This window comes from Nitrospira sp. Nam80 (assembly GCF_965152575.1).
In genome coordinates this window covers 3,675,307-3,701,204 of sequence record NZ_OZ224216.1, presented here as the reverse complement: position 1 = coordinate 3,701,204, position 25,898 = coordinate 3,675,307, and the positions used below count along the sequence as shown (strand labels likewise).

The window sequence follows — 25,898 nt, the reverse complement described above, 5'->3', positions numbered from 1 at the left end:
AATGAGACCATGTCTTTATTGAGAAAGAAGCCGGCCTATCGGGTCGCCGTTGTCGGGGCCACCGGGGCCGTCGGCACCGAGATGATCGACGTGTTGGAAGAGAGAAACTTCCCGGTCGATGTATTGCTCCCGCTTGCTTCTTCCCGGTCCGTGGGAGGAACGGTGACCTTTCGCGGAGAAGATATCCCCGTTCAACTCTTAACCAACGATTCGTTTCACGAGGTGGACCTCGCCTTGTTCTCGGCCGGCGCGGACGTGAGCCGGGAGTATGCTCCTGTTGCCGTGCAACAAGGCGCCGTGGTCATCGACAACAGCGCCGCGTGGCGCATGGATCCTAGCGTGCCTCTGGTCGTGCCCGAGGTCAACCGAAATGATCTCGCGCGACACAAAGGTATCATCGCGAATCCGAATTGTTCGACCATTCAAATGGTGGTCGCCCTGAAACCGTTGCATGACCAGGCCCGGGTGAAGCGTATCGTGGTGACGACTTTTCAGTCGGTTTCCGGCACTGGCAAAGAGGCGATGGATGAACTGATGGAGGAGTGCAAGGACCTTCTGAGCTTCAAAGAACCGACGCCCAAGGTGTATCCCTACCAGATCGCCTTCAATTGCCTCCCGCACATCGATGATTTCCTGCCCTCCGGCTACACCAAAGAGGAGATGAAGCTGGTCCATGAAACGCGGAAGATTATGGGCGATGAGACCATCCAGGTTACGGCGACGACGGTCCGGGTGCCGGTCTATGTGTGCCATTCCGAAGCCGTCAACATTGAAACCGAGCGGAAGCTCACCGCGCATGAGGCGAGAGCCGTTCTGTCTGCGGCGCCTGGCGTGCTGGTCTTTGATGATCCGTCGCGCAAGCTCTATCCGATGCCGCTCGATGCAGCCGGAAAAGACGACGTGTATGTCGGACGAGTCCGAGAGGACGAATCGATTCCGCATGGCCTTAATCTCTGGGTCGTCGCCGATAATCTACGAAAGGGCGCGGCGCTAAATGCCGTGCAAATCGCCGAGTGTTTGGTACAATGAGCCATGTCGGAGTGGACTGGATTCGGCCGTGTGCTGATTCTGATCGGGCTCGGGGTCATGGTGGTCGGAATTCTGTTCAGCTTGGCGGACCGATTTCCGGCCCTCGGTAGCGGCCTGAACTGGATCGGCAGGCTTCCAGGGGACATTGCAGTCAAGCGGGAACATTACAGCTTCTACTTCCCGATCGCGACTAGTTTGGTCGTGAGTGTTGCAGTAAGCCTCTTGCTCTATCTTCTCTCATGGCTCTTTCGCCGTTAACGCTACTCTTTGCAGCCCGTGTCTGGTTTGGCCTCGCGCTCTCGGTTCTTTGTGTGTGCCTTCCGGCCATAGTTTCCGCACAATCGGTTCGTGTGCTATTGGCTCAAGACATCCCTCATGTCGAAGTCCGTTCAGCGACAGACGTGATTCTGGTGTCTCAGAACGGCGCGTCTCGGACCGTGAAACTTCCTGTGATTGTGTCCGCGATCGGTGCCGGATTGGTGGTGAATGGGAAGAAAGTTACGGGCGAACAAGTAGAAATTCGGCCAAGCCGCTCCATCTTGTCGCTGGCCTTTCCGAAAACGCTTCCCGCGTTGCGGGGGAAGTCAAAAGCTGCTACGACCGCCGGCTTGAGTTCGGCAGATGTCCCCGGTATGCCGGTCAGCGGGACAGTCCGCATCATGCGCCGGGGTAAAGGACTCTCGGCTATCAATCAGGTCGATCTCGAGGAATACGTAAAAGGCGTCGTCCCTTCGGAAGTCAGTTCTTCTTGGCACCCGGAAATGTTGAAGGTCCAAGCCGTGGCAGCCCGTACCTATGCCCTCTATAACAAGGCGTTGAGCGCTGCGCGCGAGTATGATCTCGTGGCCACGATTCAAGATCAGGTCTATCGGGGCCGCTACGGTGTGAATGCGCGGGTCGAGCAAGCGGTTGAGCTGACAAGAGGAATGGTGATGACCTACCAGAACGCTCCTATCTACGCCGCGTTTTCGTCGACGGCGGCCGGCCCGACCGAGGATTCAATGAATGTGTGGGCCAAGGATTTGCCTTACCTCAAGGGAGTCGAATGTCCGTTCGATCTGAGCTCGCCTTATTATCAATGGAAGGCGAGTGTGAAAATGGACCGCCTTGAAGAGCATTTACGGGAACAAGGCTTCTCTGTCGGAACAATTGCGACGATTACGCCCATTGCCTACAGCCGCGCGGGACGTGTTACGAAACTGAGAATTTTGCATTCTCGTGGGGAATTGCTGTTGAGAGGGGAAGAGTTACGGAAAGCCGTCGGCTACACGGTGATCCCAAGCACCCAGTTTGAAATCGAGTCGGTCGGCGTGAATGTGGTCTTCGCCGGATATGGCGCGGGCCACGCCGTGGGTCTGTGCCAGTGGGGTGCAAAGGAGCTGGCGGAACTCGGCTATCCGTTTACGAGTATTCTGCGGTATTATTACCCCGGTACGGAATTGCGCAACGCCGCTGTGACGCCGTTGTCGGCGCCTTCAATTCCTTCTCCGTAATGCTGCTTTCGGATTTTGACTTTCCGTTCGACCCGTCGCTGATCGCCGCACATCCCGAGACTCCGCGCGATCGAGCCCGCTTGCTTGTCCTGGATCGCGCCACCGGGGATATAAGCCATCACCTGGTGGCCGATTTGCCGGAGCTGTTGAAGAGCGGCGACCTGGTGGTGGCGAATGATACCAAGGTTTTACCGGCTCGAGTCGGCGGCCAGGTCATCCACACCGGAAAGGCGGTGGACATTCTCTTCGTGCGGGATGCCGGACAAGGGACATGGGAGGTCTTGATCAAGGGCAAATTGCGCGCGGGCCATCTCATTCGGGTGTCGCCGGAGGTCCGCCTTCTTGTGACGGAGCGCAGCCGGACCCGCACGACCGTACGGATCGAAGGAGGAGGAGTGGTCGATGATTTGATTCAGAAATTCGGCAGGATGCCGCTGCCGCCCTATATCAAGCGGCAGCCGGTCCGAGAAGACTATGACTGGTATCAGACGGTGTTTGCGCGCGCCGAGGGCGCGATCGCGGCGCCGACAGCCGGACTGCACTTCACGGAGCAGTTGGTCGCCGACTTGGAGCGGCGGGGTATCGGGTTCACCACCGTGACCCTGCACGTTGGGCCGGGAACGTTCCGTCCGGTGAAGGCTGATCATGTTGAAGAGCACCGCATGGATGCGGAGGTCATGGAAGTGCCCGAACGGACGGCGCAGATGATTCAAGACACGCACATCCGTGGCGGTAGAGTTGTGGCGATCGGCACGACCGTCACCCGTGCGTTGGAGAGCGCTGCAGGGTCAAGCGGACAGGTGCGGTCGCTTCGCGGGGAGACGTCGTTGTTTATCAAGCCCGGGTTCGTGTTTCGCGCGATAGATGGACTCCTCACCAATTTTCATCTGCCTCGGACGACCTTGCTGATGCTGGTATCTGCTTTTGCAGGGACGGAACGGCTTCGGAACGCGTACGCCGCCGCGGTGACGGCGCGCTACCGATTCTATAGTTATGGAGACGCGATGCTGATTCGTTGAGGCCGGAAGACTAGAGCAGCTCCTTGTGAACCTTGATCGGAACTCGTGTTTTCATGGACTCGGCATAGGCCATCAAGGCGCGCTGCTGCTTCTGAAACAGGAAGCTTTGGAAGATACGTTCCTTCGCCGCCGCGGCCTTGGCTGGGTCTGTTTCTCCTTGTCTGGTGAGCAAGGCTTGCGCCTCGGACAGTTCCGACGGTGTGAGCGCCACTGCGTCCATAATGACCATGCGGGCCTTGTTGGTCAGGAGGTCTTTGGATTCCATGGCTTCAAACACGGCCGGCGTGAGATGGTTGGCCGCAAGCAGCCGGCGGTAGACGTCCGGATCAAACGCACCGTCCCGTTGGAACTCCGGTCGCTGCGTAATGGCGTTGCGCAAATCATCGTCCGAGACCGTGATTCCCATGTCGTGGGCCGCAATCAGCCACATCCGATTTTCAATGAGCTGCTCCAGCACGAATTGCTTGAGAAATTCGTCTTTGATATCCGTTTGCCCCTTGTCTTTATAAAAACGGTAGGTGTTGTCGTAGGCCCGTCGGTATTCGTCCTGCTGAATCGCCATATCGCCGACCGAAGCGACGACATTTCCGGTTTGCTGGCCGAATCCCCACCAACCCATCGTGATGATGAAGGCAATGGCAAGGACCCCCATGATGGATTTGAGAAACCATGGGTAGTCGTGCGCGACTTCGCGAAGAAGCTTGATCATGGCGTTCGTTCGGCTCTCGATGAGAATCGGATTTTACTCAGGCTGGCGCGGGAAAGGCAAGCGGGTCACGGCCTGATCGGTTCGACAAGATTTCAACTTTGTTTGTGCCCACCCCATGAATTTGCTATAGTGTCGCTATTCGAGGAGACCGCAATTGGCGGAGGCGATAAGCGGCGAAACGCCGATCGATATCGGGGTTTATCCCAAGGCTCAGGTTCTCAACCGTTTCATCGCTAAGCTGATCGATCTGCTTATCGTGGCCGCGGCCGACAAGCTGGTGCCGCCTGTCGGTTTCCTTGCCGGGCTCGCCTATGTCTTGGTAGCCGATGGGTTTGCGGGCGGGCGCAGCATAGGTAAACGGCTCATTGGGCTTCAGACAATTCTGCCGCGAACACGCGAGGCTGCCGGGTTCAAAGAGTCGATCGTTCGCAACCTTCCATTTGGTCTCGCTTATTTGATGTTTGAGATTCCATACATCGGGTGGGTCGTTTCGATGGCCATGCTGACAGTGGAGGGGTTGCTGATTATCGGCAACGGCCACGGCCGCCGGCTGGGGGATGAGATCGCCAGAACACAGGTGCTTGATGCCGGTCAACTGGACCTGCCCGACTGATGAAAATCGTGACAGACCGGGATGTTGAAGATACCGGGAAGGGAGAGCATCCGTGAATTTTGTCAGTGATATGTTCGGCTGGTTCTCGAACGATTTGGCCATTGATCTTGGAACCGCAACCACGCTCGTCTATGTCCATGGAAAGGGCATTGTGCTGAACGAGCCTTCGGTAGTGGCTGTGGAGAAGAAGACCGAGCGGGTTATGGCGGTCGGGGCGGAGGCGAAGCGGATGTTGGGACGGACACCGGGGAATATTGTCGCGGTCAGGCCGATGAAGGAAGGGGTGATCGCCGATTTTGAAATGGCCGAAGCCATGCTGAAGCATTTCATCCAGAAGGCGCACAATCGGACCGCATTTGTGCGGCCCCGGATTATCATCGGGGTGCCCTCTCGGATCACGCAAGTGGAACAGCGGGCCGTTCGCGATTCGGCCGAGTTGGCGGGAGCGCGTGAAGTATATCTCATCGAGGAGCCGGTCGCGGCGGCTATTGGGGCGGGATTGCCGATTACCGAGCCGTCCGGCAACATGGTGGTGGATATCGGCGGCGGCACCACGGACATCGCGGTCATTTCGCTGGGCGGCATCGTGTACAGCGAATCCGTCAAGGTGGCCGGTGATCGCATGGACGACGCGATCATGAATTACATCAAAAAGAAATACAATCTCCTCATCGGCGAGCATATGGCCGAGCGCATCAAGTTTGAGATCGGCTCGGCCTATCCGTTTGAGGAGCGAAAGACCATGATGATCAAGGGGCGTGATCTCATTTCCGGCATCCCGCGCACGCTCGTGGTGGACGATGCCGAAGTGAGAGAAGCGCTTCAGGAACCGATAGGAACGATTGTGAATGCCATCAAGGTGGCGTTGGAGAATACGCCTCCTGAATTGGCGGGAGATATTATTGATCGCGGTATTGTATTGACGGGCGGTGGCTCCTTGCTCAAAGGAATGGATACGCGGTTCCGTGAAGAAACGAATCTGCCGATTATTACCGTGGATGATCCGCTGACGTCCGTGGTGCTCGGTGTCGGAAAGATTCTCGACGAACTGGACCTCCTGCGCAAGGTTTCCGTCATGTCGCAGTGCAGCACCGCTCGATGATCTCCATCCCGAGTGTGGATGGCTCTATTGCGCTCAACATACGGCAGCAGGCGTCTGGCCGTCGGCCTCTTTGCTCTATTGCTGGCAGCCCTCTTCCTACTTCCCAGTCAGAGCCAGGGGCTGTTGCAGGTTCTTGGCGGCCCCTTCGGGCAGATTCTTAGCCTTCCTCTCGAAGCCTTCTCTTCCCTTGACCGCGGAATCTCGGATTTATGGGACGGATATATCGCCCTCCGCGGCGTTCGCGATGAAAACCAACAACTGCGCAAGGAAATCGAGTTTTTGCAGGGACAGAACAACCAGCTGCGAGAGGCAGCCGTCGCGACCGAACGGCTCGAGGCAATCTTGGGCTTCAAGCAAGCGATGCTTCCCGATACGGTCGCCGCTCAGGTCATCGGTCGTGACGTCACGAATTGGTATCGCGGAGTGATTCTGAACAAGGGCGAGCAGGATGGGGTGCGGGCGGAAATGGGAGTGGTTACCCCGGCTGGAGTGGTCGGCAGGGTGGTGAAAGCGACAGCCGCCTCATCGGTCGTCCTGCTGGCGACGGATCCCAACAACGCCATTGCCGCGCTGGTTCAGCGGACGAGAGATGAGGGCATCGTGGAGGGTACCCGGAATGGACGAGCGCGCCTCAAGTATATTCCGTTGCTTTCGAACGTCCATCCGGGCGACCGGGTGGTGACATCCGGGTTGACCGACGCCTTTCCCCGCGGATTGGCCATTGGGGTGATCACGCATATTGAGAAAGAAGAGGGCGATCTGTTTCAGTCGGCAGAGGTCGAGCCTGAAGTCGACCTCGCCAAACTTGAAGAAGTTCTGGTCATCCGCGCGGCGCATGAAGGAGCCGAAGCGTCAAGAAAAATGATGCCCAATCTGACCGGTGAAAAGAAAAAACCATGAGAATATTGTTATACGCGGTGCTGGTGTTGACCGTAGCGCCGATTCAGGCCACGCTCTTGAATCATGTCAACATTCTGGATATCCGCCCCGACCTCGGGCTCATTGTGGTGTGCCTGGTCGGGTTTTTCGAAGGAGAGTTGGACGGCCTCCTCTTGGGAGTCATGCTGGGCTGGTCGCAGGGGTTGCTCTCAGGGGGCGGGCTCTGGGTCGACGTCGTGTCGAAAAGCGGGGCGGGATTTCTCGCCGGTTTGGCCGGGCGGCATCTCGCTTATATTACCCCGGCGGTCCTCCTGGTCGGCCTTGGCGTCATTTCTTGTTTGTCCAACCTGGCGTTTCTCTACTCGATGAAGAGTCCAGACTGGGATGTGATGTGGCACGCGATACACTCCAAGGTACTCATTCAGGCGATCTTTGATGCGGCTCTTGGAACGGCGGTGTACTGGTGGTTCATGCGCCGATCGACATCCGATCAGACGGCGGTCGGTGACCAATATTAATTACAGAATGGATGTGGGCGGGTTTGATGGCCTCGGCCAGTATTCAAGACAATGAGTTCGTGGATGTTCAGCGACGGCTCGGCATCCTGCGTGTCGGATTGATGCTCGTCGTCGCGCTCCTCGCTTTGCGATTATGGCATCTCCAAATTCGTGAAGGTCCCTATTATCGCGATTTGTCCGAGAACAATCGAACCCGCTCGGTGATCTTGGAACCGGCCAGGGGGCTGATCTATGATCGGAACGGAATCTTGTTGGCAAACAATGTTCCCAGCTTCAGTTTGTACGTGACATTGGAAGATGTGAAGGATCGCGAAGCATTGGTGTCCACACTGGCGACGTTGCTCAATCTGGAGCCCGAGTTCATACAGAAGAAACTGTCCATCGGCCGGCTGAGCAAACTCCAGCCCAGAAAGATCAAAGACCGCCTCACATTGCGAGAAGCTACGATTATCGAGTCCCACCGCCTCGATTTGCCCGGGGTGATGATCCAAGTCGAGTCGCAGCGCAATTATCCAGGGGGACCGATTGCCGCGCATCTCCTCGGTTACGTCGGAGAAATATCGTCCGAACAGCTGGAAAAGCCCGAGTTCGCCGACCTTCACCAGGGGAGCATTGTGGGACAGTACGCGGTCGAAAAATTCTTTGACCGGGAGGTTCGAGGCAGATCGGGACAGAAAACCGTGGAGGTCGATGCGCTGGGCCACGAAAAGCGGGCGGTCGTCGCGGACAAGCCTGTGGCGGGCGACGATTTATACTTGACGATCGACGCCCGTCTGCAAAAACTGGCCGAAGACCTGCTCGGTGAAGAAACCGGAGCGATCGTGGCCTTGGATCCGACCAACGGCGATATCCTGGCCATGGCAAGCCGGCCGACGTTTGACCCCAATGTGCTCTCGAAGGAACTCACGTCAAAACAATGGGCGGAAATCGTGCAAGATGAAGGCCGTCCACTCAACAATCGGGCGACCCAGGGGCAGTATCCGCCGGGGTCCACGTTTAAAGTCGTGATGGCGGCGGCGGCGCTGGAAACGAACACGATGACGCCGTCCAGCACTGTCCGATGCGCCGGAGGATATCAGTTCGGCAATCGCTTGTTCCGTGACTGGAAGGCCTCCGGACACGGGTCGGTCGATTTGAATTATGCATTGGTCCATTCCTGCGATGTATATTTCTATACCGTCGGCCAGCGTATGGGAATCGACACGATTGCGGACTATGCCAAGCAATTCGGGCTGGGGCATGAAACCGGCGTCGAATTGCCATCGGAGCGCGTCGGCATCGTCCCATCCACAGCCTGGAAGCAAAAGGCTAAGGGACAGCCCTGGTTTCCCGGTGAAACGATTTCCGCCTCTATCGGTCAAGGGTATGTGACGGTCACTCCACTTCAGATGGCGAGTGTGATTGGGACGGTGGCGAATGATGGGATGGCCTTCAGGCCCCGAGTCGTCAAGGCGGTGATGGATCGGAGCAGCGGGCAAAGAAAGGACCTTGAGCCGAGCGTGCGAGGGGGGCTGTCCATGAAACCCGGCACGCTCAAAGTCATCAAGGAGGCGCTGGCCGGTGTCGTGAAGGAGGGGACCGGGACGCGCGCGAAATCATCTCTCGTATCCATCGCCGGGAAGACCGGGACTGCGCAGACGGCCGCGTTGCGCACCGGGCCGGAAAAGGACATCCCCAAGAAGTTCCGCGATCATGCGTGGTTCGTGGCGTTTGCGCCGGTGGATGTCCCTAAAATCGCGGTAGCCGTACTGGCCGAGCATATGGGCCATGGTGGTTCGGCTGCCGCGCCGCTAGCGAAGGAAATTATTGAAGCGTACATGAGATTCTCCGCCTCGTCTCCCTCGGTACATACGGCCGCGGGCGTTGTCGCCGCTTCGCCGGCATCCGCTCTCCATTACCGCCATGATTGATCGTGTGATCGACAGTCGCGGATTGGATAGTTTCGATATCCGTTTCATAGGATTGATTCTGGCGATTCTCTCATTCGGACTGGTCTCGATTTACAGCGTGACGTATCAGCAGGACAGCGGTGTTCCGCTGTATCTGAAGCAGGTCGTCTGGATCGGGCTCGGCTCTGTTGCATTTGTTGTCATGTTGGTGTCCGACTACCATAAAGTTGCACGGCTGGCCTATCCTGCTTATGCTGTGGTTCTTGTGCTGCTGGCCGTGGTGCTCATGATGGGTAAAACGTCCCACGGGGCGCAGCGTTGGATGACCATCGGACCGTTCGCATTTCAGCCGTCGGAATTCGCCAAGCTGGTGCTCATTCTTGTGTTGGCAAAATACTATTCGTCTGTACCGCGGGTCGGATGGATACAGCGGGTTGTCATACCGGGTCTGCTGGTATTGCCTGGGTTGCTATTGATTTTAAAGCAGCCTGACTTGGGCAGCGGCTTGAGCTTTGTCGCGGTGTACGCCGCTATGCTGCTCATGGTGGGCGTGCGATCCAAGGCGCTGGGAATTATCCTGCTGTTTTCATTAATGTTGTTTCCCTTCGCCTGGGAGTACGTGTGGGGCTCGCTTCATGATTACCAACGCCAGCGCATTATGGCCTTTGTCGATCCGGAGTATGATCCGGGAGGAAAGGGGTACCACGCCCTTCAATCTCGCATTGCAATAGGGTCCGGGGAGTTGGCCGGAAAAGGATTGCACGGCGGCACACAAAGCCAATTGAAGTTTCTTCCGGAAGGGCATACGGATTTCGTCTTTGCGGTCTTCGCCGAAGAATGGGGCTTTCTGGGGGTGCTCGCTCTCCTTACGCTGTTTGTCATGTTGATATGGGTGTCTCTCGAGATTGCCGCTCGCGCAAAAGACACGCTCGGGGTGCTTTTAGCGGCCGGGATTGTCGCTATGTTATGTTTTTGTGTCGTTGTGAACATCGGCATGACGGCGGGCATGTTTCCGATCGTGGGGATTCCGCTGCCCCTGATGAGTTACGGAGGCAGCGCGACCATTATGATCATGGCTTCGCTGGGACTATTGCTGAATGTGAAGCGACGGCGATTAGCCTTGTTCTATTGAGTCCGTTATGGGCCAGACATAGATTCGGCTGCGGCCGATCGTCAAACAGGAAAACAGGGAAACTGCGTGAGTGAAGGGTGCATCGATACCCGGGCGCTGTCGCCCGCGCCAGCCCTCATCGCGGCTGACCCGGATGTGAAGGAGTCGATATGAGTGTGGAAATAGCGATCAGTCAGGCCCGCGAAGAGACGCGGGTCGCGGTTCTCGACAACGGGGTCGTCACCGACCTGTACGGTGACCGGGCGAAAGATAAAGATTTTGTCGGAAATATTTATAAAGGACGGGTGGCCAAAGTCTTGCCGGGTATGCAGGCCGCATTCGTCGATATCGGTCTTGAGAAAGCGGCCTTCATGCATGTATCCGATCTGTCCGAAGATACGGAGCCGGCGGATACTCTCGTGGATGCGGAGGAAGACGATCGGGATTCCGAAGTGCCTCGCCCCAAGCGACAGACTTCGAAGCCCATCGAAGAACTGCTCAGTGAAGGGCAAGAGCTGATGGTTCAGATTTCGAAGGGTCCGATCGGCACTAAAGGCCCCCGCGTCACCACATATGTCTCATTGCCGGGGCGATATCTCGTCTTTATGCCGACTGTCGAACATATCGGAGTATCCCGGCGGATTGCGCGGGACGAAGAGCGGGCCCGTTTAAAGGAGATTATGAAACGGGTTCGCCGACCTGGGTATGGGTATATCGTGCGGACTGTCAGCGAAGGAGTGAAGGAAGAAGACCTCCGCGCCGATGTCGAGTTCTTGCATGTATTGTGGCAGGATGTGCTGACTAAGCGAGACCAGCATCCGGCGCCGGTCCTGCTGCATAGCGACCTGAGTCTGAGTTTCCGAGTTGTCCGAGATTTATTCGGGCGAAAGGTCGATCGGCTGCTGATCGATTCCCGCGATGAATACGAGGCGATCCGAAATTTTGTGCAGCGCTTTTCGCCGGAACAGACATCGCGCATCCATTTTTATGACAAAGAAGAGAGCCTCTTCGACTATCTTGGAGTCGAACAGGAAATTGCGCGGGCCCTGAGCCGAAAAGTATGGCTCAAGTCCGGAGGGTACATCGTTATCGATCATACCGAAGCCATGACCGTCATTGACGTCAACACCGGGCGGTTCGTCGGCAAGCGAGACCAGGAGGAGACGATCTTGCGCAATAATCTCGAGGCAGCGCGAGAAATCGCCTACCAGGTCAAACTCCGCGGGATCGGCGGGATCATCATTGTGGACTTCATCGATATGGAGCGCGAGAAGAATCGGGATAAGGTCTATCATGCTCTCGTCGATGCGATGGCCGCCGACAAAGCCAGAACCCGTATTTCTAGGATTTCAGATCTCGGCCTCATCGAAATTTCCCGCGAGCGTGTCAGGGAAGACCTCCTGCGGGCGTTGTCGGAGCCCTGTCACTATTGCGACGGGCGGGGTTATACGAAGTCGCCGATGACAGTCGCCTATGAAATTTTTCGTGACATTCGGCGCCTCGGCAGCTCATCGGAACAACAACGCATTATCGTGGGGGCCCATCCTTCCGTTGCGAGACTGCTTCAGGAAGAGGAGCAACAAGGTTTGGAAGATCTCGAACGGCGCTATGCGGCAAAGATTATCGTCATGCCGGACAGCAAGTTGCATCTGGAGCAATACGACTTGGTCATGATGTAACGCGAAACGGCGTTGCGCGCACACGACGCCCTGCAGGAACCTCATTGAGTATTCGCCTAAGCCCCCGCCTGCTATCGCCGTCCGGGACGGTCCGCGCCGGAAGACCCATCGCAATCCTGCACATCAGGATCCAAGTCCCGTATGAATAATGCCACGATTCGCCCGTGGTTTGTGCTGCGCGCCGTCACGGGAGTCGGTGATGCCACGATGCTGACTCTTGTCCAAGCACTCGGCTCACCCCAGTCGGTGCTGGAAGCCTCCGAGGAGACCTTGGTTCAACTCGGTTGTCGTCAGAGCCTGGCTCAAGCGATCCGCTCCAGTCTTCCGGCGAATATGGAACGCCGGATCGACCGGGAACTTCAGGTGCTGGATCGTTTGGGAGTCACTGTATTGGCATACTCCGATGAGGCCTATCCGTCTCGTCTGCGGGCAATTGCCGATCCCCCGCCGCTCTTATATGTGTCGGGACGGATGGTTGCAGCAGATCAGTATGCTGTGGCTATCGTCGGGTCCAGGCGAGCCTCGCATGCCGGGCGCTTGTTCACCGAAGAATTGAGCCGTGAATTGGCATCGGCCGGATTTAGCATTATCAGCGGCTTGGCATTAGGCATCGATGCGGCTGCTCATCGTGGTGCGATTGAGGCCCGGGGGAGGACGATTGCGGTTTCGGGTTGCGGAATCGAACGGACCTATCCGTCCGTTCATGCGAGGCTGCGGCACGATATCGAGCAATGTGGGGCGGTTCTATCGGAGTTGCCGGTTGGGGCGGCTCCTCATAGTTACCATTTCCCGCGCAGGAACCGGATCATCAGCGGCCTGGCTCTTGGCGTGATCGTGACGGAAGCGGCCTTGAACAGCGGATCGCTCATTACAGCGAGATTGGCGGCCGATCAGGGACGAGAAGTCTTCGCAGTCCCGGGAATGGTCAAGTCCGAAACCAGCCGTGGCCCGAACGCGTTGATTAAGGAAGGGGCTAAATTGGTGGAGTCGGGAAACGATGTGATTGATGAACTCATTTCACAGGTGGACGAGGTCTTCAAAGAGCGGCTTCGAATGCGCCACATACCCGCTCCGCATTCTCCTCAGTGCTTTGGAAATGAAGAGACTCTGGTGTATGATGCCTTGTCATGCGAGCCTCAATCTATGGACGCCGTGATACGAAAAACCGGATTGACGTCCTCACAGGTGACAACGGCTCTTCTTACGCTCGAACTGAAGAACTGTATCCGCCAACTTCCGGGCAACCAGTATCTGCGTCTGTAGTTTCAGAAGGTTAAGTCTCTGCTTGCGGAGACATCTCTGGAATTTGCTATAGTGAAGGAGTGACAGGGGATCGAATGCACGCGAAGAGGTCGCCAGGATTCACAGGATTCATATGGCAAAGTCACTGATCATTGTCGAATCGCCAACGAAGGCGAAGACCATCACCAAGTATTTGGGGCGAGGCTACTCCGTCATGGCGTCGGTGGGGCATGTGAAAGATTTGCCGACCAGCAAGCTGGGTGTCGATCTCGACAATGATTTCGAGCCGCAGTACGTGACGATCAAAGGCAAATCCAAGGTACTGGCCGAGATCAAAAAGAAAGCGCAGGCAGTCGACAAGATTTATCTGGCTCCGGACCCAGATCGTGAAGGAGAAGCCATCGCCTGGCACATTGCTCAGGAGTTGAACGGAAAGAAGAGCAAGAAGGACGGGAAAGTCTTTAGAGTGTTGTTCAATGAAATCACCGAATCGGCGATCCGGCGGGCGCTTCAATCTCCGGGCCAGATCGATATGAAGTTAGTGCAGGCGCAACAGGCCCGCCGGGTGCTGGACCGAATCGTGGGATACCAAGGGAGCCAACTGCTCTGGAAAAAGGTACGCCGCGGACTCAGCATGGGACGCGTCCAATCAGTGGCTGTCCGGCTGATTTGCGATCGAGAGCGGGAACGCGAGGCCTTTCGGCCCGAAGAATATTGGTCCATCGTCGCTACATTGGCGGGAGAGCAGCCTCCGCCATTCGATGCCAAACTCCATAGTATCAACGGTCAGGATGCCGATATTTCGACAGGTGAGCAGGCTCGCGGGGTAGTAGATGACGTCCATGGGAAGCCGTTCGTCGTCCAATTAATCGAACGAAAGGAAAAGAGGCGCAATCCAGTCGCCCCATTCATCACGAGTCGCCTGCAGCAAGAGGCGGCCAGAAAACTGCATTTTACACCGAAAAAAACTATGACCTTGGCCCAACAGCTTTACGAGGGGATTGAAATCGGAGCAGAGGGGGCCACCGGCCTGATTACGTATATGCGGACCGATTCGCCGCGCATTTCGTCCGAAGCGACGGAGGATGCGCGTCGCGTGATCATGGATCGATTCGGTGCGGAGTATCTGCCGCAGGCTCCAAATGTGTACAAGACGCAAAAGGCCGCGCAGGAGGCGCATGAGGCCATTCGACCGACCTCGGCTTTTCGTGACCCCGAATCCATTCGACAGTTTCTTCAGGCGGACCAATATCATCTTTATAAGCTGATCTGGAACCGGTTCATCGCGTCGCAGATGGTGCCGGCCATCTTCGATGTGACACGGGTCGATTGCACGCCCGTCGGCACGAATGATCGCTATGTCTTCAGGGCGACGGGCACCGTGATGAAATTTCCCGGCCATACGGCTGTGTACCTGGAGGGGACAGACAAGGAAAGCGGCGCGCAAAAGTCCAAGGCGGAGCAGGAGAGCGACGACGACTCGGAACGGCAGTTGCCGGTGTTGTCGGAAGGCGAATCGTTGCGCTTAGTTGCCGGAGAAGGGCAGAATCAGCCGGGCCTTTTGTCCAAGCAGCATTTTACCCAACCTCCACCCCGCTACAATGAGGCGCTGTTGATTCGTGAGCTTGAGGAAAAAGGTATCGGACGCCCTTCCACCTATGCGTCTATCATTTCCACAATTCAGGAGCGGAAGTACGTTGAGAAGGTGGAGGGACGGTTTGCTCCAACTGAAACCGGCAAGACGGTGAACGATTTTCTGATGAAGGGTTTTCCGGACCTCCTGGATACGGAATTCACTTCACAGATGGAGGAGCAGCTGGATGAGGTAGAGGAAGGAAGCAAACCATGGGTCACGGCCGTTCGGGAATTCTATACTCCGTTTACGAGGGACATGGAACACGCTCAGAATATCCCCGGGCCGAAAGATACCGTGGAACCGCCTACAAACATCCCTTGTGAAAAGTGCGGCCGCATGATGGAGATCAAATGGGGCCGCAATGGGAAATTCCTTGCTTGTCCGGGATTCAAAGAAGATCCGCCCTGCAAAAATACCCAGAACTTCCAGCGACTTCCAGACGGCAGCATCAAGATCTTGCCGAAGGAGGAATTGACGACCGACGAGAAATGCGAGAAATGCGGCAGCCCCATGGTGGTGAAAAGCGGGCGGTTTGGGAAATTCCTTGCTTGTTCCGCCTATCCCGAGTGTAAAACTACAAAAGCCATCGCCTTGGGCATCAAGTGCCCCACGCCAGGGTGTGGGGGCGACTTGGTTCAGAAAAGAACACGAAAAGGCCGATCGTTTTATGCCTGCAGCCGGTATCCTCAGTGCGAATATGCATTGTGGGATCGTCCTGTGAATAAATCCTGCCCGACGTGCCAAGCCCCGTTCCTCATTGAGAGGATCTCCAAGCAGACCGGTCGCACGGTACAGTGTCGCAATGAGGACTGCGGCTACCGCGAAGCCGGTTGAACTGCTTTCATCTCTCCCGCATAGGCATCAACATAAGACGCTAACGGAATTTCGTGTTCCGCATTTGCCGTACGATTCAACGGCAATTTTGTAGGAGTGTGCTTTTGCTGTGCCCCGTTGGTCAACAATGAGTTCTCTTCTCAGTGAAGATGAGAACGTTAGTCAAAACTACTTAACAATGGGCTTGACGATACTCGGCGAGATGTCGATAATGAGGAAGGAGCTGATTGAAGATATACGCCGTCGCGCCATTGATGGCCGCTTCGGACGCGACGGATGCCCGCGACAAACTCCCCGGCCGGAAGGAGAAGCAACCGATGAAAGCAAAACAAGGCATTATCGAACTGTTGAATAAAATCCTGACCGCTGATCTCACGGCGATCAATCAATATTTCGTCCATGCAAAGATGTGCGCCAATTGGGGCTATGAGCGACTCCATCATCACGTGAAGCAGCGGTCTTTTGATGAAATGAAAGACGCCGATGAGTTGATCGAGCATATTCTCTATCTGGAGGGTGTGCCGAATGTGCAACGTCTCAACAACGTGCATGTCGGAGAGACCGTGCCAGAGCAATTCAAGGCCGACCTGAAAGCGGAACAGGAGATGTTGGCGCTGCTGAGCGAAGGGGTCGCGCATTGCACAAAAGTCGGTGATTTTACCACCAGGCACATGCTCGAGGATATGGTCAAAGACGTCGATGAACATATCGACTGGATTGAGACACAGATGGAAACTGTGAAGCAGATCGGGCTGGAAAACTATCTGGCCGAGCAGATCAAGAAGGAGAGTTGATGGACCGAAGGAAGGGCAGTCAAACAGACGTTGAGCCAGGGACCATCATCACCAACCGTCCGATGGAGGGATGCCGGTGAAGGCGAAAGAAGGAGTCATCGAGAATCTGAAGAAAATCCTGACGGCGGAAATGACGGCCGTTCACCAATATCTGCTCCATGCCGGGTTGTGCAAGAGTTGGGGCTATGGTCGGTTGCATGAGGAGTTTGAATCCCTGGCTCAGGGGGAAGTGAAGCATGCGGGGCAATTGATTGACCAAATTCTCTATCTTGACGGAGTTCCCGACATGCAACAGGTCGAGGCTGTCGCAACCGGGACTGATGTGAAGCAATTGTTCGAGGGAGATCTAAAGTTCGAGAAAGATGATGTGGAACTTCTCCGCGAGGCGATTGCGCATTCCACGAAGGTCTCGGACTTCACCACTCGGCACATGCTTGAACATATGCTCATAGATACCGAAGAGCATATCGACTGGTTTGAAACGCAGTTGCGGACGATCGAGCAGATCGGACTAGCCCGGTACCTCTCCGAGCAGATGTAGCAACCGTCCGGGAGGGAGAGGGCTGCGGATGAGCCTTTTCCCTCCCACACTCTCCCTGCCGCGTTGTGCCCTCCCTTTAGTGACGTTCATGGGTCTTTATGACCTAGTCCTTCCGGCTTACCGCGCTTAGGTTGGGCGTCTCCTTTGGATAGATTTCTCCATGCCGGCATAGCCTTATCTGTTAGAATGCCATCAAGTCATTGATTTGAAAGGGACCATGCGAAGATTGGTTCTCTGTCTCATACTGCTAACGCTTGGTGGATGTGTCGTCTCGCTACCGGCCTCGCCCGACTCCGCTGAACTGGCGGAACTTCTACCTTCCGATGGCGCCGTTGTGGTCGGCCATGTGGTCACAGTCCTGATTGGACCAACCACGCGTCCGTATGCTCCGGAGTTGCGCTTCTTTGAACTGATCAATACGGCGACACAAGAACGAATTCGAGTAGACGTTCAGAGCAAGGATCGCTGGTTTATTCTCCCGTTGCTTCCGGGAGATTATGAATTGAGCCGTCTTCAGATCTCCGAGGGCGCGTTTCAGGCAACGGCGGGGCTGAATCCGGGTTTCAAGGTCATCGAGGGGCGGATCACTTACGTCGGAATGTGGCGACTCGGTATCGAATCACCTCAGTATGATCGCAGCATTGTATTGTCGGCCATCGAGGAAGACCGGGAGGTTGTTCGCCGGGCAATGGGATCTTATCAGTCTCTTCGAGACCATCCTTTATCGATCGATCTCCTAGTCCCTGCGACGGTAGAAACACGTCTGTACGAGGTTGCTCCCTACCCAAGGTTTTGGTGGTTCCGACGCCATCACACCTCCTAAACATCGATAATTCACATGATTTCAGACTAACTGTCAAAGGCGCCAGGGTCGCGCTCGATTTGCCTTCCGCCAGAAAAAACTGAAATCGCAAAAAATTGTCATTGACATACGCGGTGCACCCTTCTATTAAAGAGAGTAAGACTCGTTCTCAATATCATTCTTATGGGTTGGCACCAATGATTTCCGGGACTCACAACGAAGAGGCGCGGTGCCATTGTGGGCATCTCGTCGCTAAGTTGAGAAGAACCGGCGTTGAACTGAAATGCAAGCGCTGCAAACGCCTGCTATTCATTCCATTTGAAAGAGACTCATTACGGATGTCTAAGCCTCTTACTACCAGTGCCGAGATCATAGGGGGTCATAACCGAAAGTAATCATTTCGATTCAGAGGACCATGGCGTCCCGGCAGCTTAATTTAAGGAGGAATTCATGGGACGGCTATGGTTTGTGGTCTTGGTTATGTATGTGTGGGTGTTCAACGGAACGGCGTTCGCGCAGAGCGTGGATGATCGGCTGAAAAAATTGGAAGAAGCTATTGAAGAAATGAAGCGGCACGAGGCCCTTGAGCGGGAAGTCGAGGGGCAGCCACCGGCAACACAGCCGGGCGAGACCCCAAACGTTCAACAGATGGGCGCTGAAGAACAGGGCGCTGAACGAAAGTACGGATCAATTATGCAGGGGTCCGGTAAGCTGATCTACGCTCGCCCGTTCGTTGCAAGCCCCAAGGCGATCGTCGGTGGATATATGGATGTGGAATACATCAATCGCGCGCATCAGGGGACGCCAAGCAGCATCGATGTCCACCGGTTTGTCCCGTTCATCTACGGCGATATTAGCGAGCACGTCAAATTCGCCTCTGAAATCGAGATTGAGCATGGTATCTTGGAAAGTTCCAGCGTGCCCCATAGCGAAGTCAGCCTTGAATTCGCCTCCATCGATTATTTGATTAACGACAAGCTGAATCTTAGAGCGGGTGTTCTTTTGCTGCCGGTCGGAAAATTCAACCTTCTGCATGACGCGCCGTTGCGGGACCTTACTGAGCGGCCGCTCGTCACGCAACTGCTCTATGGATCCGTGCTTTCGGAGACCGGCGCCGGCATCTATGGAACCTTCTATCCGTCCCGCCGCTCGAAACTCGATTATGAACTTTACGTCACCACAGGCTACAACGGATACGGAAACTGCCAGGCCGGAAGCGTACAAGCCAATAGCCTGTCATGCGGTTCTCAAATCAACGAGGCAGGCGGGGTGGCCAATGCCCGCCAGCGCAAGACGGATATCAGTTCGGGGTTCGACAATAACAACGGCAAGGCGGTCGTCGGAAGGGTCGCTTTTAGTCCTTTCCTGGGTGTTGAAATCGGCGGATCGGGACACTATGGCACCTATGATCCCTTTGGTCAGAAGCATTTGGGCATTTGGGCGGTGGACTGGACGCTTGTCCGCGGTCCGTTTGAGGTGATCGGCGAATCGATCTGGACCTATGCTCAGGATAACTCCAAGAATCTCAACGGTACCCCATGTACGGTGAATACATCGATCGGCGGGATCGCGCCGGGACACTTCTGTCCCCAACGGATGCAGGGCTATTACATACAAGGCAACTACCATTTCCTTCCGGAATGGATAACCCGGCTGGCCCCGAGCTTCTTCCGCCCTGAAGTGTCCACGTTTACAGCCATGGTTCGATGGGAACAGGTCAACACGAATAAAGACCAACCGGGCGGGCTCGGAGATCTCCAGCGGCTGACCGTTGGATTGAACTACCGGCCGACCGAGGACACGGTTTTCAAGGCGGACTTTCAATACAGTCCGGAAACGATTAATCGCAACAACCAGAGGATTCACGATACCGCATTTATTCTGTCGGCAGCGACATACTTCTAGGCGGTTGGAAAGAGGAACAGGAGGGCTTCAAGCGGGCGGCCTCCGGGCCGCCCGTGTCATTTTAAGGAGAGGGTATTCATATGCAGGTTCGTATCGCGATGATCTTCTGCTTCGGTGTGTTTTCTTCAAGCTGCGCCTTGTTCCCGAAAGATCAGCAGGATCAGTATCTGGTGTGCCCGTATGAGGTCGTATGGAAAGCGGCGACTGATACGATGAAAGTATTTCCTGTAAAGGTCCAAGACAAGGACAGCGGTGTGATTGAAACAAGATGGACCGAGATGGAAGGCCCGGAGAGAGGATTTGGACTATTCCAACGGGTCAGTTCGGGATTCGGCAGTAAAGAGCGTGCCCGCATGTTTCTGACGGTCAAAAGACTGAATGAAGTTACTGAAGTCATTGTCACCGAAAACAGAGAACGCTGGCATCTCAAGGGCGGTGTGACGAGTCAGGCCACACGGTGGTGGCCGATCGAGCCGTCCGAAGAGGCGATGGTGGAGGTGATGAACCGGCTTAATACCAAGCTAAAGGACCAAGGATGCACCCCCTCATAACATTCTCAATCGGTGCGTTGGTCGCCGCGATTCTGCTCAGTGCGCCGCCCGCCGGAGCGGAACGTATCTGGGATGCGGAACTGAAGCGGTTCCTCACCCCTCAGGAGATGGGGCAGGAAGACGTCTTCTTGACGGAAGACGAGGCCGCGCGCTTGATGTTTCCCAAATCTGAACGCATCGGCAAGGAAGTCATTCAATTGACCCCCGACCAAAAGAAGGTCATTGAAGACAGGATTGGGTGGCATTTTCCGGAGAACGATTTCAACGTATATCTAGGGAAAACAGGCGCCCAGACAGACGGGTACGCCATTGTGCAAAATACCATCGGCAAGCACAAGCCGATCACCTATATGGTCGGTGTCGACCCCGCCGGCGAAGTGCTCAACATTGAAGTTCTCATCTATCGGGAGTCGCGGGGAAGCGAAGTCCGCACCAAACGCTTTAATGCTCAATACGAGGGGAAGACGGTTTTCGACCCGATTCGCATGAACAAGGATATCATCAATATCAGCGGGGCGACGATGTCGGTTCGATCGCTTAGTGCAGGCGTCAAACGCACTTTGGTGATGGTCGATGAGTTGTATCTGAAGCCGATCGGCCGCGGCAGTGACAACGTGCAAGCGCGACGGAATCAGAAGGGATTCTTGGGAACGCTGTTCGGGTTCTAGCGCGCTTAGAAAGATGCGTAATTTCAATGCGCGATTCCGGCTCCGCGATACCGATCGCCAGATCCGGCTGGTCTATACTCTTTTCCTTTTCTGCATGCTCGCCGGCTTTGCGTTTAGCTTCTTCTGGGCCCACAGCATGACCGGCCTGTCCCCACAGGGGATCGCCGATCATTATCTCGGTTCCGACGCCACATTCGGCGAACCCATGTCTTTTCGCGAACTGGCTGAGGTGACGCATTTTCATCTGTTCACCATGCCGGTTGTCTTTATCATTCTCGTTCACGTCTTATACCTTACTATGGCGAGCAGCCGAATGAAAATATGGATGACATGGGCCGGATTCGGCGGTGTCATGCTGGATTTGATCTCGCCGTGGTTGATTAGTTATGTCTCTCCGATTTTCGTACTGACTATGTTGGCGGGAGATTTTCTCATGGTTGCGAGCTTTTTGGTAATGATGGCTATTCCCATGTATGAAATGTGGGTCCGGAAAGTTCCGTTTATGGCGTCCGGAGAAAGCAAATGAGATGCTCCTCACTATTCTGCGATGTCCAGAGTCCGACTCGCGTGCGAGATGTTGTGGTCCGCTGTTTCCGGTGTTTTATCGTGGGGCTCATATTTCTGGCCGGGGGCTGCGCTTGGACTTCCGATTCCGCTATCCGTTTTCAGACCGTGAAACGCAGCCAATTGTTGATGGGCACTCTGGTTCAGATCACTGCAGTCGGTTCAAATGAACAGAGTGCCGGTCAGGCGATATCGGCCGGCTTCGCTGAGATTCGGCGGCTGGAGGAGCTGCTCAGCACCTGGATCTCCACGAGCGAGCTGTCTCACGTCAATGCCGCCGCCGGACTCGAGCCTGTTGCAGTAAGTCCGGACACCATGACCGTTCTTAAGTGGTCGCTGGAGATTGCACGGTTGACCGACGGGGCCTTCAATATCGCGGTCGGGCCGGCCGTGGAAGCCTGGAATGTGGTTCAGGAACCGCGAATTCCCGATGATGCCGAGTTGGTTCGTCTAAGGCCTCTTCTTGACCTCGGGCAGGTACATCTCGATGAGGAAGCGGGGACGGTATTCCTTTCACGGCCGCATATGCAGATTGATATCGGAGGAATCGGAAAGGGGTTTGCGGCGGACCGTGCTGTGGCCGCTATGAGAGCAGCTGGAGCTCTGGCTGGAGTCGTAGCCTTGTCCGGCGACATCAAGACGTTCGGGAGGATGCCGGACGGTGGGGCGTTTACCTTTGGTATTAGACATCCCCGTGTTGAAGGAGCATTGCTGGCCCGTGTGGAACTTCGAGATGAGGCTATTTCAACGGCGGGAGATTATGAGCGTTTTTTTGAGAAGGACGGTGTCATTTATCACCATATTTTGGATCCGCACACCCTTTGGCCCGCACGTGCCTGTCAAAGCGTCACCATTATTGCGCGAGAGGGAGTTATGGCCGATGGCCTGGACACTGGGATTTTTGTATTAGGCCCCGAACGCGGCATGGAACTGGTCGAACGGTTACCGGAGGTTGAGGCCCTCATCGTGGATCGTGACGGGAGGGTGTGGATTTCATCGGGCCTTAATGGGCGAGTGCACATGGAGCAGATGAGTTTGGCAGGCAGATCCGAAAGCTCCGCGTCGATGCCAGGGAAGTGAAGCGCCCCTGGACATCACGCGGCGCGAAGGTTCTCTTAAGTCCGCGCAACGTGGTCAAGCTCATATTTGAAGCGGATAGAGTCGAACCGAATCATAATGAATGTTGGATTTATATTACTCGATCATGAGTCATCTTTTGGATATCAGAGGATGACGAAATATCAACATCTCCGCAGTCAATGTTGAACTCTGCTGGTTGCTCATTGGGCAATAAGTTTTCTTCTACCACCCCTGACATAGCCTTGATCAATTCCGGCGGTATCCGGAATTGACTCCGCGTTCCTGCCGTCTTAGAAAGTCCATCTTGCTCCGGCTTGCACCATAAGGGGAAGACCGGGATAAATTCCACGTGACCGATCGACCATGTACAGTTGGTCAAGCAGATTCTTGCCTACCACGTAAAACGTTGTATTGATGGGCTTCACATACTGATTGACGGCCGCATTGAGAACGCACCAACCTCGGATAATGCCCCGCGCGCCGTTCGGTGTCGGGTCATGTCTATTGCGGTCATCAGCGAAGACATCGCTGATGCATTGGGTTTCTATTCTGGCATTGAATCCGATGGGACGATTTGTGTAGCCCAAACCGGCCGTAATCATGTGTTTCGGCGCATAGGGCAGACGGTTCCCGCTGACGCTCACCACAGTTGGTTCATCCGGCAGAAGCGCTGCACCGGTAATAGAACTGTTTCTATTGCCTCGGAAGTCTGCTTCCGCAAGCCAGGTGTAATTGACATCCAAAATAACGTCTTGGTCCCTGTTCTGACTTTTGATCATATCGAACATGTCAGCTTTGATTCCGACTTCGATGCCGCGATGCCGAGTTCTGCCCGCATTTGTCAGAGTAGCACCCGTTCCTCCGGCGACCGACTGAGAAACAATTTGATTCTGGAAGTCCATTTCGAACAACGTCAGCTCATATCCGAGCCACTGAACCGGAGTGCTTCGCACACCCAATTCATAGTTCCAACTGAGTTCCGGATCGAGGTCATTGATGACGCTTGGGCCGGGCGAAAAAGCTCCGGTGATGGCGTCCGAGATGGACGGTGGTGCAAATCCGCGGTGAACTCCGGCAAAGAAAGTGTAATTGTCGAAGGGGGAATAGGTTGCCCCAATTCCCGGTAGTACCTCGGTAACACTAGTTTTTGCGAACGTCTCTGCCGGCGGGTTGCGCTTGTTGTACTGTTCATAGTTCACGTTTTCGACACGGAATCCCGGCGTAATGGTTATCTGGTCCGTCACGAAGAAACGATTCTGGAAAAACAGCGAATAGGCGGCCGTCTTTCGGATATTGTTTTCGTTCAAACATAGACCGTTGGGGTCTGTGACAAAACACGTAAACATCCCGCCGGCGCCCGATAATTGATTCAGGAACTGCTTGCGATCCGATTGCTCATACATGGCCCGCGCCCCGAAATCGGCTTCACTCGCAATCCCGAAGAGGTGATGAGCCAAGTGAAAGCGCGGCTCGACTCCATAGACCCAATATTCGCGGCCGTTGGTGAAACTCTGATTGGCGGGCACGACGCTGAACGCTGTCGCGGGAATATTGTTTCCCGTGACACTCGGTCCGATGGGGTTGCCGTTAGCATCGACCCCCTGTTGGTTTTGCCGCATCCAATCGCGTGAAATATAGTGACCGAAGAAGTTCGTCGTCATGCTGAGGCTGGCGTTGAATGTGTGCTGAACAGCGATATGTGCGCCAATTCGGCGAAAATCGAATTTGTCGTGTGTGAATGGAGTTTGGCGGTCACCTCCGCGAGCTCCCCAATCCGCTTCCGTGAATCCCTGGTAGCCGAGCTTGGACTCCTCGCCGTAATAGTTGAACTTGGCGAGAATGGTAGTACGATCGCTAATCTCTTGAACCGTTTTGAACGTGATGTCGTCCACTCTAACACGGTTATTGGTGAAGCGCGGGCTATCGCTTTGGAAGTGGGTGTAGTCGACAAGGTATCCGCTCTTTCCCCAAGTGCCTCCGTAGTCGAAGTGTGTGTTGAAATAATTCAGATTGCCACCTCTGAATTCGAGGTTTCCTTGTGGAGCGCGAGGCGGCATCTTTGTAATGAAATTCATCACACCGCCGATGCTCTGAGGGCCATAGAGTAGCTGGCCACTCCCTTTCAGAACCTCAATCCTGTCAAATCGAAAGATCGGTGGGAAATAGTAGGATGAGGGGTCCCCGTAAGGCATTAACATGATCGGTACACCGTCTTCCATAATGTGGACTTTTCGACTTCGAGTGGGGTCGAGACCGCGGATGCCGATGTTTGGGCGTAGACCTAAGCCTTCTTCATCTCGCACGTTTACACCTGGTACTTCTCGAAGTGCCTCGTTGACTGTCATGCGATGGTTTTCCCAGATTTCTTTCTGCGTAACAACTCGTCCGGATCCGGGAATGTGTTCCAACGCTTCGGGGCCGGTTCCAATCACTTCCGTGAGTGGGACATGTAGCGGTTCCTCGCGCGGGGCTGTCGGACCCTGTGGTTTGGAGGGAATGACAGAGGATTTCTGATCCTCCTCGGTGGTGCCGAACGGCTCCGTCTGCAGAGTCTCATCCTTAGGATGGGTTTGATCACTGGCTTGGGGACCGTAAGGATTACCGACAGTCATGAGTAATACGATTAAGGCGATAACAATTCTAGTTCTTATTCTCAATAACGGACGAATTGGTTGCCCACGCATACGCTTCCCTCCTTTACCCGGTGCTTGCTTTGAACTAATTGAGAATGGTGACGAACTGTCGGCGAGTAGCCATGAAGGAACGATTATTTAAGAACGATTCTTCTTAACCCGTTGGCAGGAAACTCCGCTTCACCAAAATCAGACAACCCCTTGAAACTTCCATTAATTGCCAGTGAAAATTCACCGGTTTTGCCACTGGCTAAGCTGATTACAAGGGCCGGGGAGCTGCCGGAATCCGGGGCTGGTTTGATGTCGATCTGCCTGATCTGATCAAACCTCACTTTAATGGTTGCCGCTCCTTTCTTGACAGGCACATCCCGCAGTTCGTGAGGTACGAATGCCGTCTCACTGACTTTTTCTTCCCAATAAAAGAGGACGTTCTTGACTTCGGATTCTATGCCTTGAGAGTCCGTTATGACTGCGTTGAAGGAGCGATCCTTACCTTGACCCTCAGCCGAGCACCAAGCTTGTTGGAAGAACTCATAAGATATCGCTGCGACAAGAATAAGCAAAACTCTTTGAATGCCGAATGAATATGTGTTCAATGCCGTACCCT

24 protein-coding genes are annotated in these 25,898 nt (G+C 55.1%); 21 read left to right on the top strand and 3 right to left on the bottom strand.

What is annotated here, in order from left to right; translation table 11 throughout:
- Nucleotides 1-9: 9 nt before the first annotated feature.
- From ACWGXE_RS17465 to queA, 4 genes are all read left to right on the top strand, one after another.
- Nucleotides 10-1,029 carry an aspartate-semialdehyde dehydrogenase gene (locus ACWGXE_RS17465; protein ID WP_447599285.1) on the top strand — a complete coding sequence of 340 codons (1,020 nt, stop codon included), beginning with the start codon at nucleotides 10-12 and terminating at the stop codon, nucleotides 1,027-1,029.
- Nucleotides 1,030-1,032: 3 nt separating this feature from the next.
- Complete coding sequence (locus tag ACWGXE_RS17460; RefSeq protein WP_447599284.1) at nucleotides 1,033-1,287, top strand: DUF2905 domain-containing protein; 255 nt, start codon at nucleotides 1,033-1,035, stop codon at nucleotides 1,285-1,287.
- Nucleotides 1,288-1,466: 179 nt separating this feature from the next.
- Complete coding sequence (locus ACWGXE_RS17455) at nucleotides 1,467-2,522, top strand: SpoIID/LytB domain-containing protein (RefSeq protein ID WP_447599283.1); 1,056 nt, start codon at nucleotides 1,467-1,469, stop codon at nucleotides 2,520-2,522.
- Nucleotides 2,522-3,541: a tRNA preQ1(34) S-adenosylmethionine ribosyltransferase-isomerase QueA gene (gene queA, locus ACWGXE_RS17450; protein ID WP_447599282.1), complete on the top strand. Its 1,020-nt coding sequence runs from the start codon at nucleotides 2,522-2,524 to the stop codon at nucleotides 3,539-3,541. Before ACWGXE_RS17455 ends, queA begins: the two co-directional genes overlap by 1 nt.
- Nucleotides 3,542-3,551: 10 nt before the next feature.
- Here queA and ACWGXE_RS17445 read toward each other — a convergent pair whose 3' ends face one another.
- The gene (locus tag ACWGXE_RS17445; protein WP_447599281.1) at nucleotides 3,552-4,250 is read right to left on the bottom strand and encodes a SurA N-terminal domain-containing protein; all 699 of its coding nucleotides are present in this window, start codon (nucleotides 4,248-4,250) and stop codon (nucleotides 3,552-3,554) included.
- A 154-nt stretch (nucleotides 4,251-4,404) separates the two neighbouring features.
- Here ACWGXE_RS17445 and ACWGXE_RS17440 point away from each other — a divergent pair, with 154 nt between their 5' ends.
- The 17 genes from ACWGXE_RS17440 to ACWGXE_RS17360 all read left to right on the top strand — a co-directional run bounded on the left by ACWGXE_RS17440 (nucleotide 4,405) and on the right by ACWGXE_RS17360 (nucleotide 22,658).
- Nucleotides 4,405-4,863 (top strand): RDD family protein, encoded by a 459-nt coding sequence (locus ACWGXE_RS17440; RefSeq protein WP_447599279.1) that lies wholly within the window; start codon nucleotides 4,405-4,407, stop codon nucleotides 4,861-4,863.
- 70 nt (nucleotides 4,864-4,933) lie between these two features.
- On the top strand, nucleotides 4,934-5,965 hold the full coding sequence (locus tag ACWGXE_RS17435; RefSeq protein ID WP_447603784.1) for a rod shape-determining protein: 1,032 nt from the start codon (nucleotides 4,934-4,936) through the stop codon (nucleotides 5,963-5,965).
- An 18-nt stretch (nucleotides 5,966-5,983) separates the two neighbouring features.
- Complete coding sequence (gene mreC / locus ACWGXE_RS17430) at nucleotides 5,984-6,865, top strand: rod shape-determining protein MreC (RefSeq protein ID WP_447599278.1); 882 nt, start codon at nucleotides 5,984-5,986, stop codon at nucleotides 6,863-6,865.
- The gene (locus ACWGXE_RS17425; protein WP_447599277.1) at nucleotides 6,862-7,362 is read left to right on the top strand and encodes a hypothetical protein; all 501 of its coding nucleotides are present in this window, start codon (nucleotides 6,862-6,864) and stop codon (nucleotides 7,360-7,362) included. The genes mreC and ACWGXE_RS17425 overlap by 4 nt, the downstream gene beginning before the upstream one ends.
- A 26-nt stretch (nucleotides 7,363-7,388) precedes the next feature.
- Complete coding sequence (gene mrdA, locus ACWGXE_RS17420) at nucleotides 7,389-9,272, top strand: penicillin-binding protein 2 (protein ID WP_447599276.1); 1,884 nt, start codon at nucleotides 7,389-7,391, stop codon at nucleotides 9,270-9,272.
- 4 nt (nucleotides 9,273-9,276) lie between these two features.
- The gene (gene rodA / locus ACWGXE_RS17415; RefSeq protein ID WP_447599275.1) at nucleotides 9,277-10,383 is read left to right on the top strand and encodes a rod shape-determining protein RodA; all 1,107 of its coding nucleotides are present in this window, start codon (nucleotides 9,277-9,279) and stop codon (nucleotides 10,381-10,383) included.
- A gap of 149 nt (nucleotides 10,384-10,532) precedes the next feature.
- Nucleotides 10,533-12,041 carry an Rne/Rng family ribonuclease gene (locus tag ACWGXE_RS17410; protein ID WP_447599274.1) on the top strand — a complete coding sequence of 503 codons (1,509 nt, stop codon included), beginning with the start codon at nucleotides 10,533-10,535 and terminating at the stop codon, nucleotides 12,039-12,041.
- A gap of 141 nt (nucleotides 12,042-12,182) precedes the next feature.
- The gene (gene dprA / locus ACWGXE_RS17405; RefSeq protein WP_447599273.1) at nucleotides 12,183-13,304 is read left to right on the top strand and encodes a DNA-processing protein DprA; all 1,122 of its coding nucleotides are present in this window, start codon (nucleotides 12,183-12,185) and stop codon (nucleotides 13,302-13,304) included.
- A gap of 112 nt (nucleotides 13,305-13,416) precedes the next feature.
- Nucleotides 13,417-15,753, top strand: a complete 2,337-nt coding sequence (topA, locus tag ACWGXE_RS17400) for a type I DNA topoisomerase (protein WP_447599272.1) — start codon at nucleotides 13,417-13,419, stop codon at nucleotides 15,751-15,753.
- Between the two features lie 317 nt (nucleotides 15,754-16,070).
- Nucleotides 16,071-16,547 carry a bacterioferritin gene (bfr, locus tag ACWGXE_RS17395; protein ID WP_447599271.1) on the top strand — a complete coding sequence of 159 codons (477 nt, stop codon included), beginning with the start codon at nucleotides 16,071-16,073 and terminating at the stop codon, nucleotides 16,545-16,547.
- A gap of 70 nt (nucleotides 16,548-16,617) precedes the next feature.
- Nucleotides 16,618-17,088 carry a bacterioferritin gene (bfr, locus tag ACWGXE_RS17390; protein ID WP_447599269.1) on the top strand — a complete coding sequence of 157 codons (471 nt, stop codon included), beginning with the start codon at nucleotides 16,618-16,620 and terminating at the stop codon, nucleotides 17,086-17,088.
- Nucleotides 17,089-17,305: 217 nt separating this feature from the next.
- Nucleotides 17,306-17,911: a hypothetical protein gene (locus tag ACWGXE_RS17385; RefSeq protein ID WP_447599268.1), complete on the top strand. Its 606-nt coding sequence runs from the start codon at nucleotides 17,306-17,308 to the stop codon at nucleotides 17,909-17,911.
- A gap of 429 nt (nucleotides 17,912-18,340) precedes the next feature.
- Nucleotides 18,341-19,795, top strand: coding sequence for a hypothetical protein (locus tag ACWGXE_RS17380; protein WP_447599267.1), 1,455 nt, complete (start codon nucleotides 18,341-18,343; stop codon nucleotides 19,793-19,795).
- An 80-nt stretch (nucleotides 19,796-19,875) separates the two neighbouring features.
- On the top strand, nucleotides 19,876-20,346 hold the full coding sequence (locus ACWGXE_RS17375) for a hypothetical protein (RefSeq protein ID WP_447599266.1): 471 nt from the start codon (nucleotides 19,876-19,878) through the stop codon (nucleotides 20,344-20,346).
- A complete protein-coding gene (locus ACWGXE_RS17370; RefSeq protein WP_447599265.1) occupies nucleotides 20,331-21,014 on the top strand; it encodes an FMN-binding protein in 684 nt (227 codons plus the stop codon). The genes ACWGXE_RS17375 and ACWGXE_RS17370 overlap by 16 nt, the downstream gene beginning before the upstream one ends.
- Before the next feature lie 13 nt (nucleotides 21,015-21,027).
- Nucleotides 21,028-21,540, top strand: coding sequence for a hypothetical protein (locus tag ACWGXE_RS17365; protein ID WP_447599264.1), 513 nt, complete (start codon nucleotides 21,028-21,030; stop codon nucleotides 21,538-21,540).
- Between the two features lie 80 nt (nucleotides 21,541-21,620).
- Nucleotides 21,621-22,658, top strand: coding sequence for an FAD:protein FMN transferase (locus tag ACWGXE_RS17360; RefSeq protein WP_447599263.1), 1,038 nt, complete (start codon nucleotides 21,621-21,623; stop codon nucleotides 22,656-22,658).
- Nucleotides 22,659-22,948: 290 nt separating this feature from the next.
- Here the strand turns inward: ACWGXE_RS17360 and ACWGXE_RS17355 are convergent, their stop codons facing one another.
- Nucleotides 22,949-25,342, bottom strand: a complete 2,394-nt coding sequence (locus tag ACWGXE_RS17355) for a TonB-dependent receptor family protein (RefSeq protein WP_447599262.1) — start codon at nucleotides 25,340-25,342, stop codon at nucleotides 22,949-22,951.
- Nucleotides 25,343-25,425: 83 nt separating this feature from the next.
- Nucleotides 25,426-25,887 carry a hypothetical protein gene (locus ACWGXE_RS17350; protein WP_447599261.1) on the bottom strand — a complete coding sequence of 154 codons (462 nt, stop codon included), beginning with the start codon at nucleotides 25,885-25,887 and terminating at the stop codon, nucleotides 25,426-25,428.
- Nucleotides 25,888-25,898: the final 11 nt, after the last annotated feature.

What these genes read in the sequence shown, in the direction of transcription:
- ACWGXE_RS17465 (WP_447599285.1), top strand. Translation starts at nt 10, where the DNA reads ATGTCTTTATTGAGAAAGAAGCCGGCCTATCGGGTCGCCGTTGTCGGG.
- ACWGXE_RS17460 (WP_447599284.1), top strand. Translation starts at nt 1,033, where the DNA reads ATGTCGGAGTGGACTGGATTCGGCCGTGTGCTGATTCTGATCGGGCTC.
- queA (WP_447599282.1), top strand. Translation starts at nt 2,522, where the DNA reads ATGCTGCTTTCGGATTTTGACTTTCCGTTCGACCCGTCGCTGATCGCC.
- ACWGXE_RS17445 (WP_447599281.1), bottom strand. Translation starts at nt 4,250, where the DNA reads ATGATCAAGCTTCTTCGCGAAGTCGCGCACGACTACCCATGGTTTCTC.
- ACWGXE_RS17435 (WP_447603784.1), top strand. Translation starts at nt 4,934, where the DNA reads ATGTTCGGCTGGTTCTCGAACGATTTGGCCATTGATCTTGGAACCGCA.
- mreC (WP_447599278.1), top strand. Translation starts at nt 5,984, where the DNA reads ATGGCTCTATTGCGCTCAACATACGGCAGCAGGCGTCTGGCCGTCGGC.
- ACWGXE_RS17425 (WP_447599277.1), top strand. Translation starts at nt 6,862, where the DNA reads ATGAGAATATTGTTATACGCGGTGCTGGTGTTGACCGTAGCGCCGATT.
- mrdA (WP_447599276.1), top strand. Translation starts at nt 7,389, where the DNA reads ATGGCCTCGGCCAGTATTCAAGACAATGAGTTCGTGGATGTTCAGCGA.
- ACWGXE_RS17410 (WP_447599274.1), top strand. Translation starts at nt 10,533, where the DNA reads ATGAGTGTGGAAATAGCGATCAGTCAGGCCCGCGAAGAGACGCGGGTC.
- dprA (WP_447599273.1), top strand. Translation starts at nt 12,183, where the DNA reads ATGAATAATGCCACGATTCGCCCGTGGTTTGTGCTGCGCGCCGTCACG.
- topA (WP_447599272.1), top strand. Translation starts at nt 13,417, where the DNA reads ATGGCAAAGTCACTGATCATTGTCGAATCGCCAACGAAGGCGAAGACC.
- bfr (WP_447599271.1), top strand. Translation starts at nt 16,071, where the DNA reads ATGAAAGCAAAACAAGGCATTATCGAACTGTTGAATAAAATCCTGACC.
- bfr (WP_447599269.1), top strand. Translation starts at nt 16,618, where the DNA reads ATGCCGGTGAAGGCGAAAGAAGGAGTCATCGAGAATCTGAAGAAAATC.
- ACWGXE_RS17385 (WP_447599268.1), top strand. Translation starts at nt 17,306, where the DNA reads ATGCGAAGATTGGTTCTCTGTCTCATACTGCTAACGCTTGGTGGATGT.
- ACWGXE_RS17380 (WP_447599267.1), top strand. Translation starts at nt 18,341, where the DNA reads ATGGGACGGCTATGGTTTGTGGTCTTGGTTATGTATGTGTGGGTGTTC.
- ACWGXE_RS17375 (WP_447599266.1), top strand. Translation starts at nt 19,876, where the DNA reads ATGCAGGTTCGTATCGCGATGATCTTCTGCTTCGGTGTGTTTTCTTCA.
- ACWGXE_RS17370 (WP_447599265.1), top strand. Translation starts at nt 20,331, where the DNA reads ATGCACCCCCTCATAACATTCTCAATCGGTGCGTTGGTCGCCGCGATT.
- ACWGXE_RS17365 (WP_447599264.1), top strand. Translation starts at nt 21,028, where the DNA reads ATGCGTAATTTCAATGCGCGATTCCGGCTCCGCGATACCGATCGCCAG.
- ACWGXE_RS17355 (WP_447599262.1), bottom strand. Translation starts at nt 25,342, where the DNA reads ATGCGTGGGCAACCAATTCGTCCGTTATTGAGAATAAGAACTAGAATT.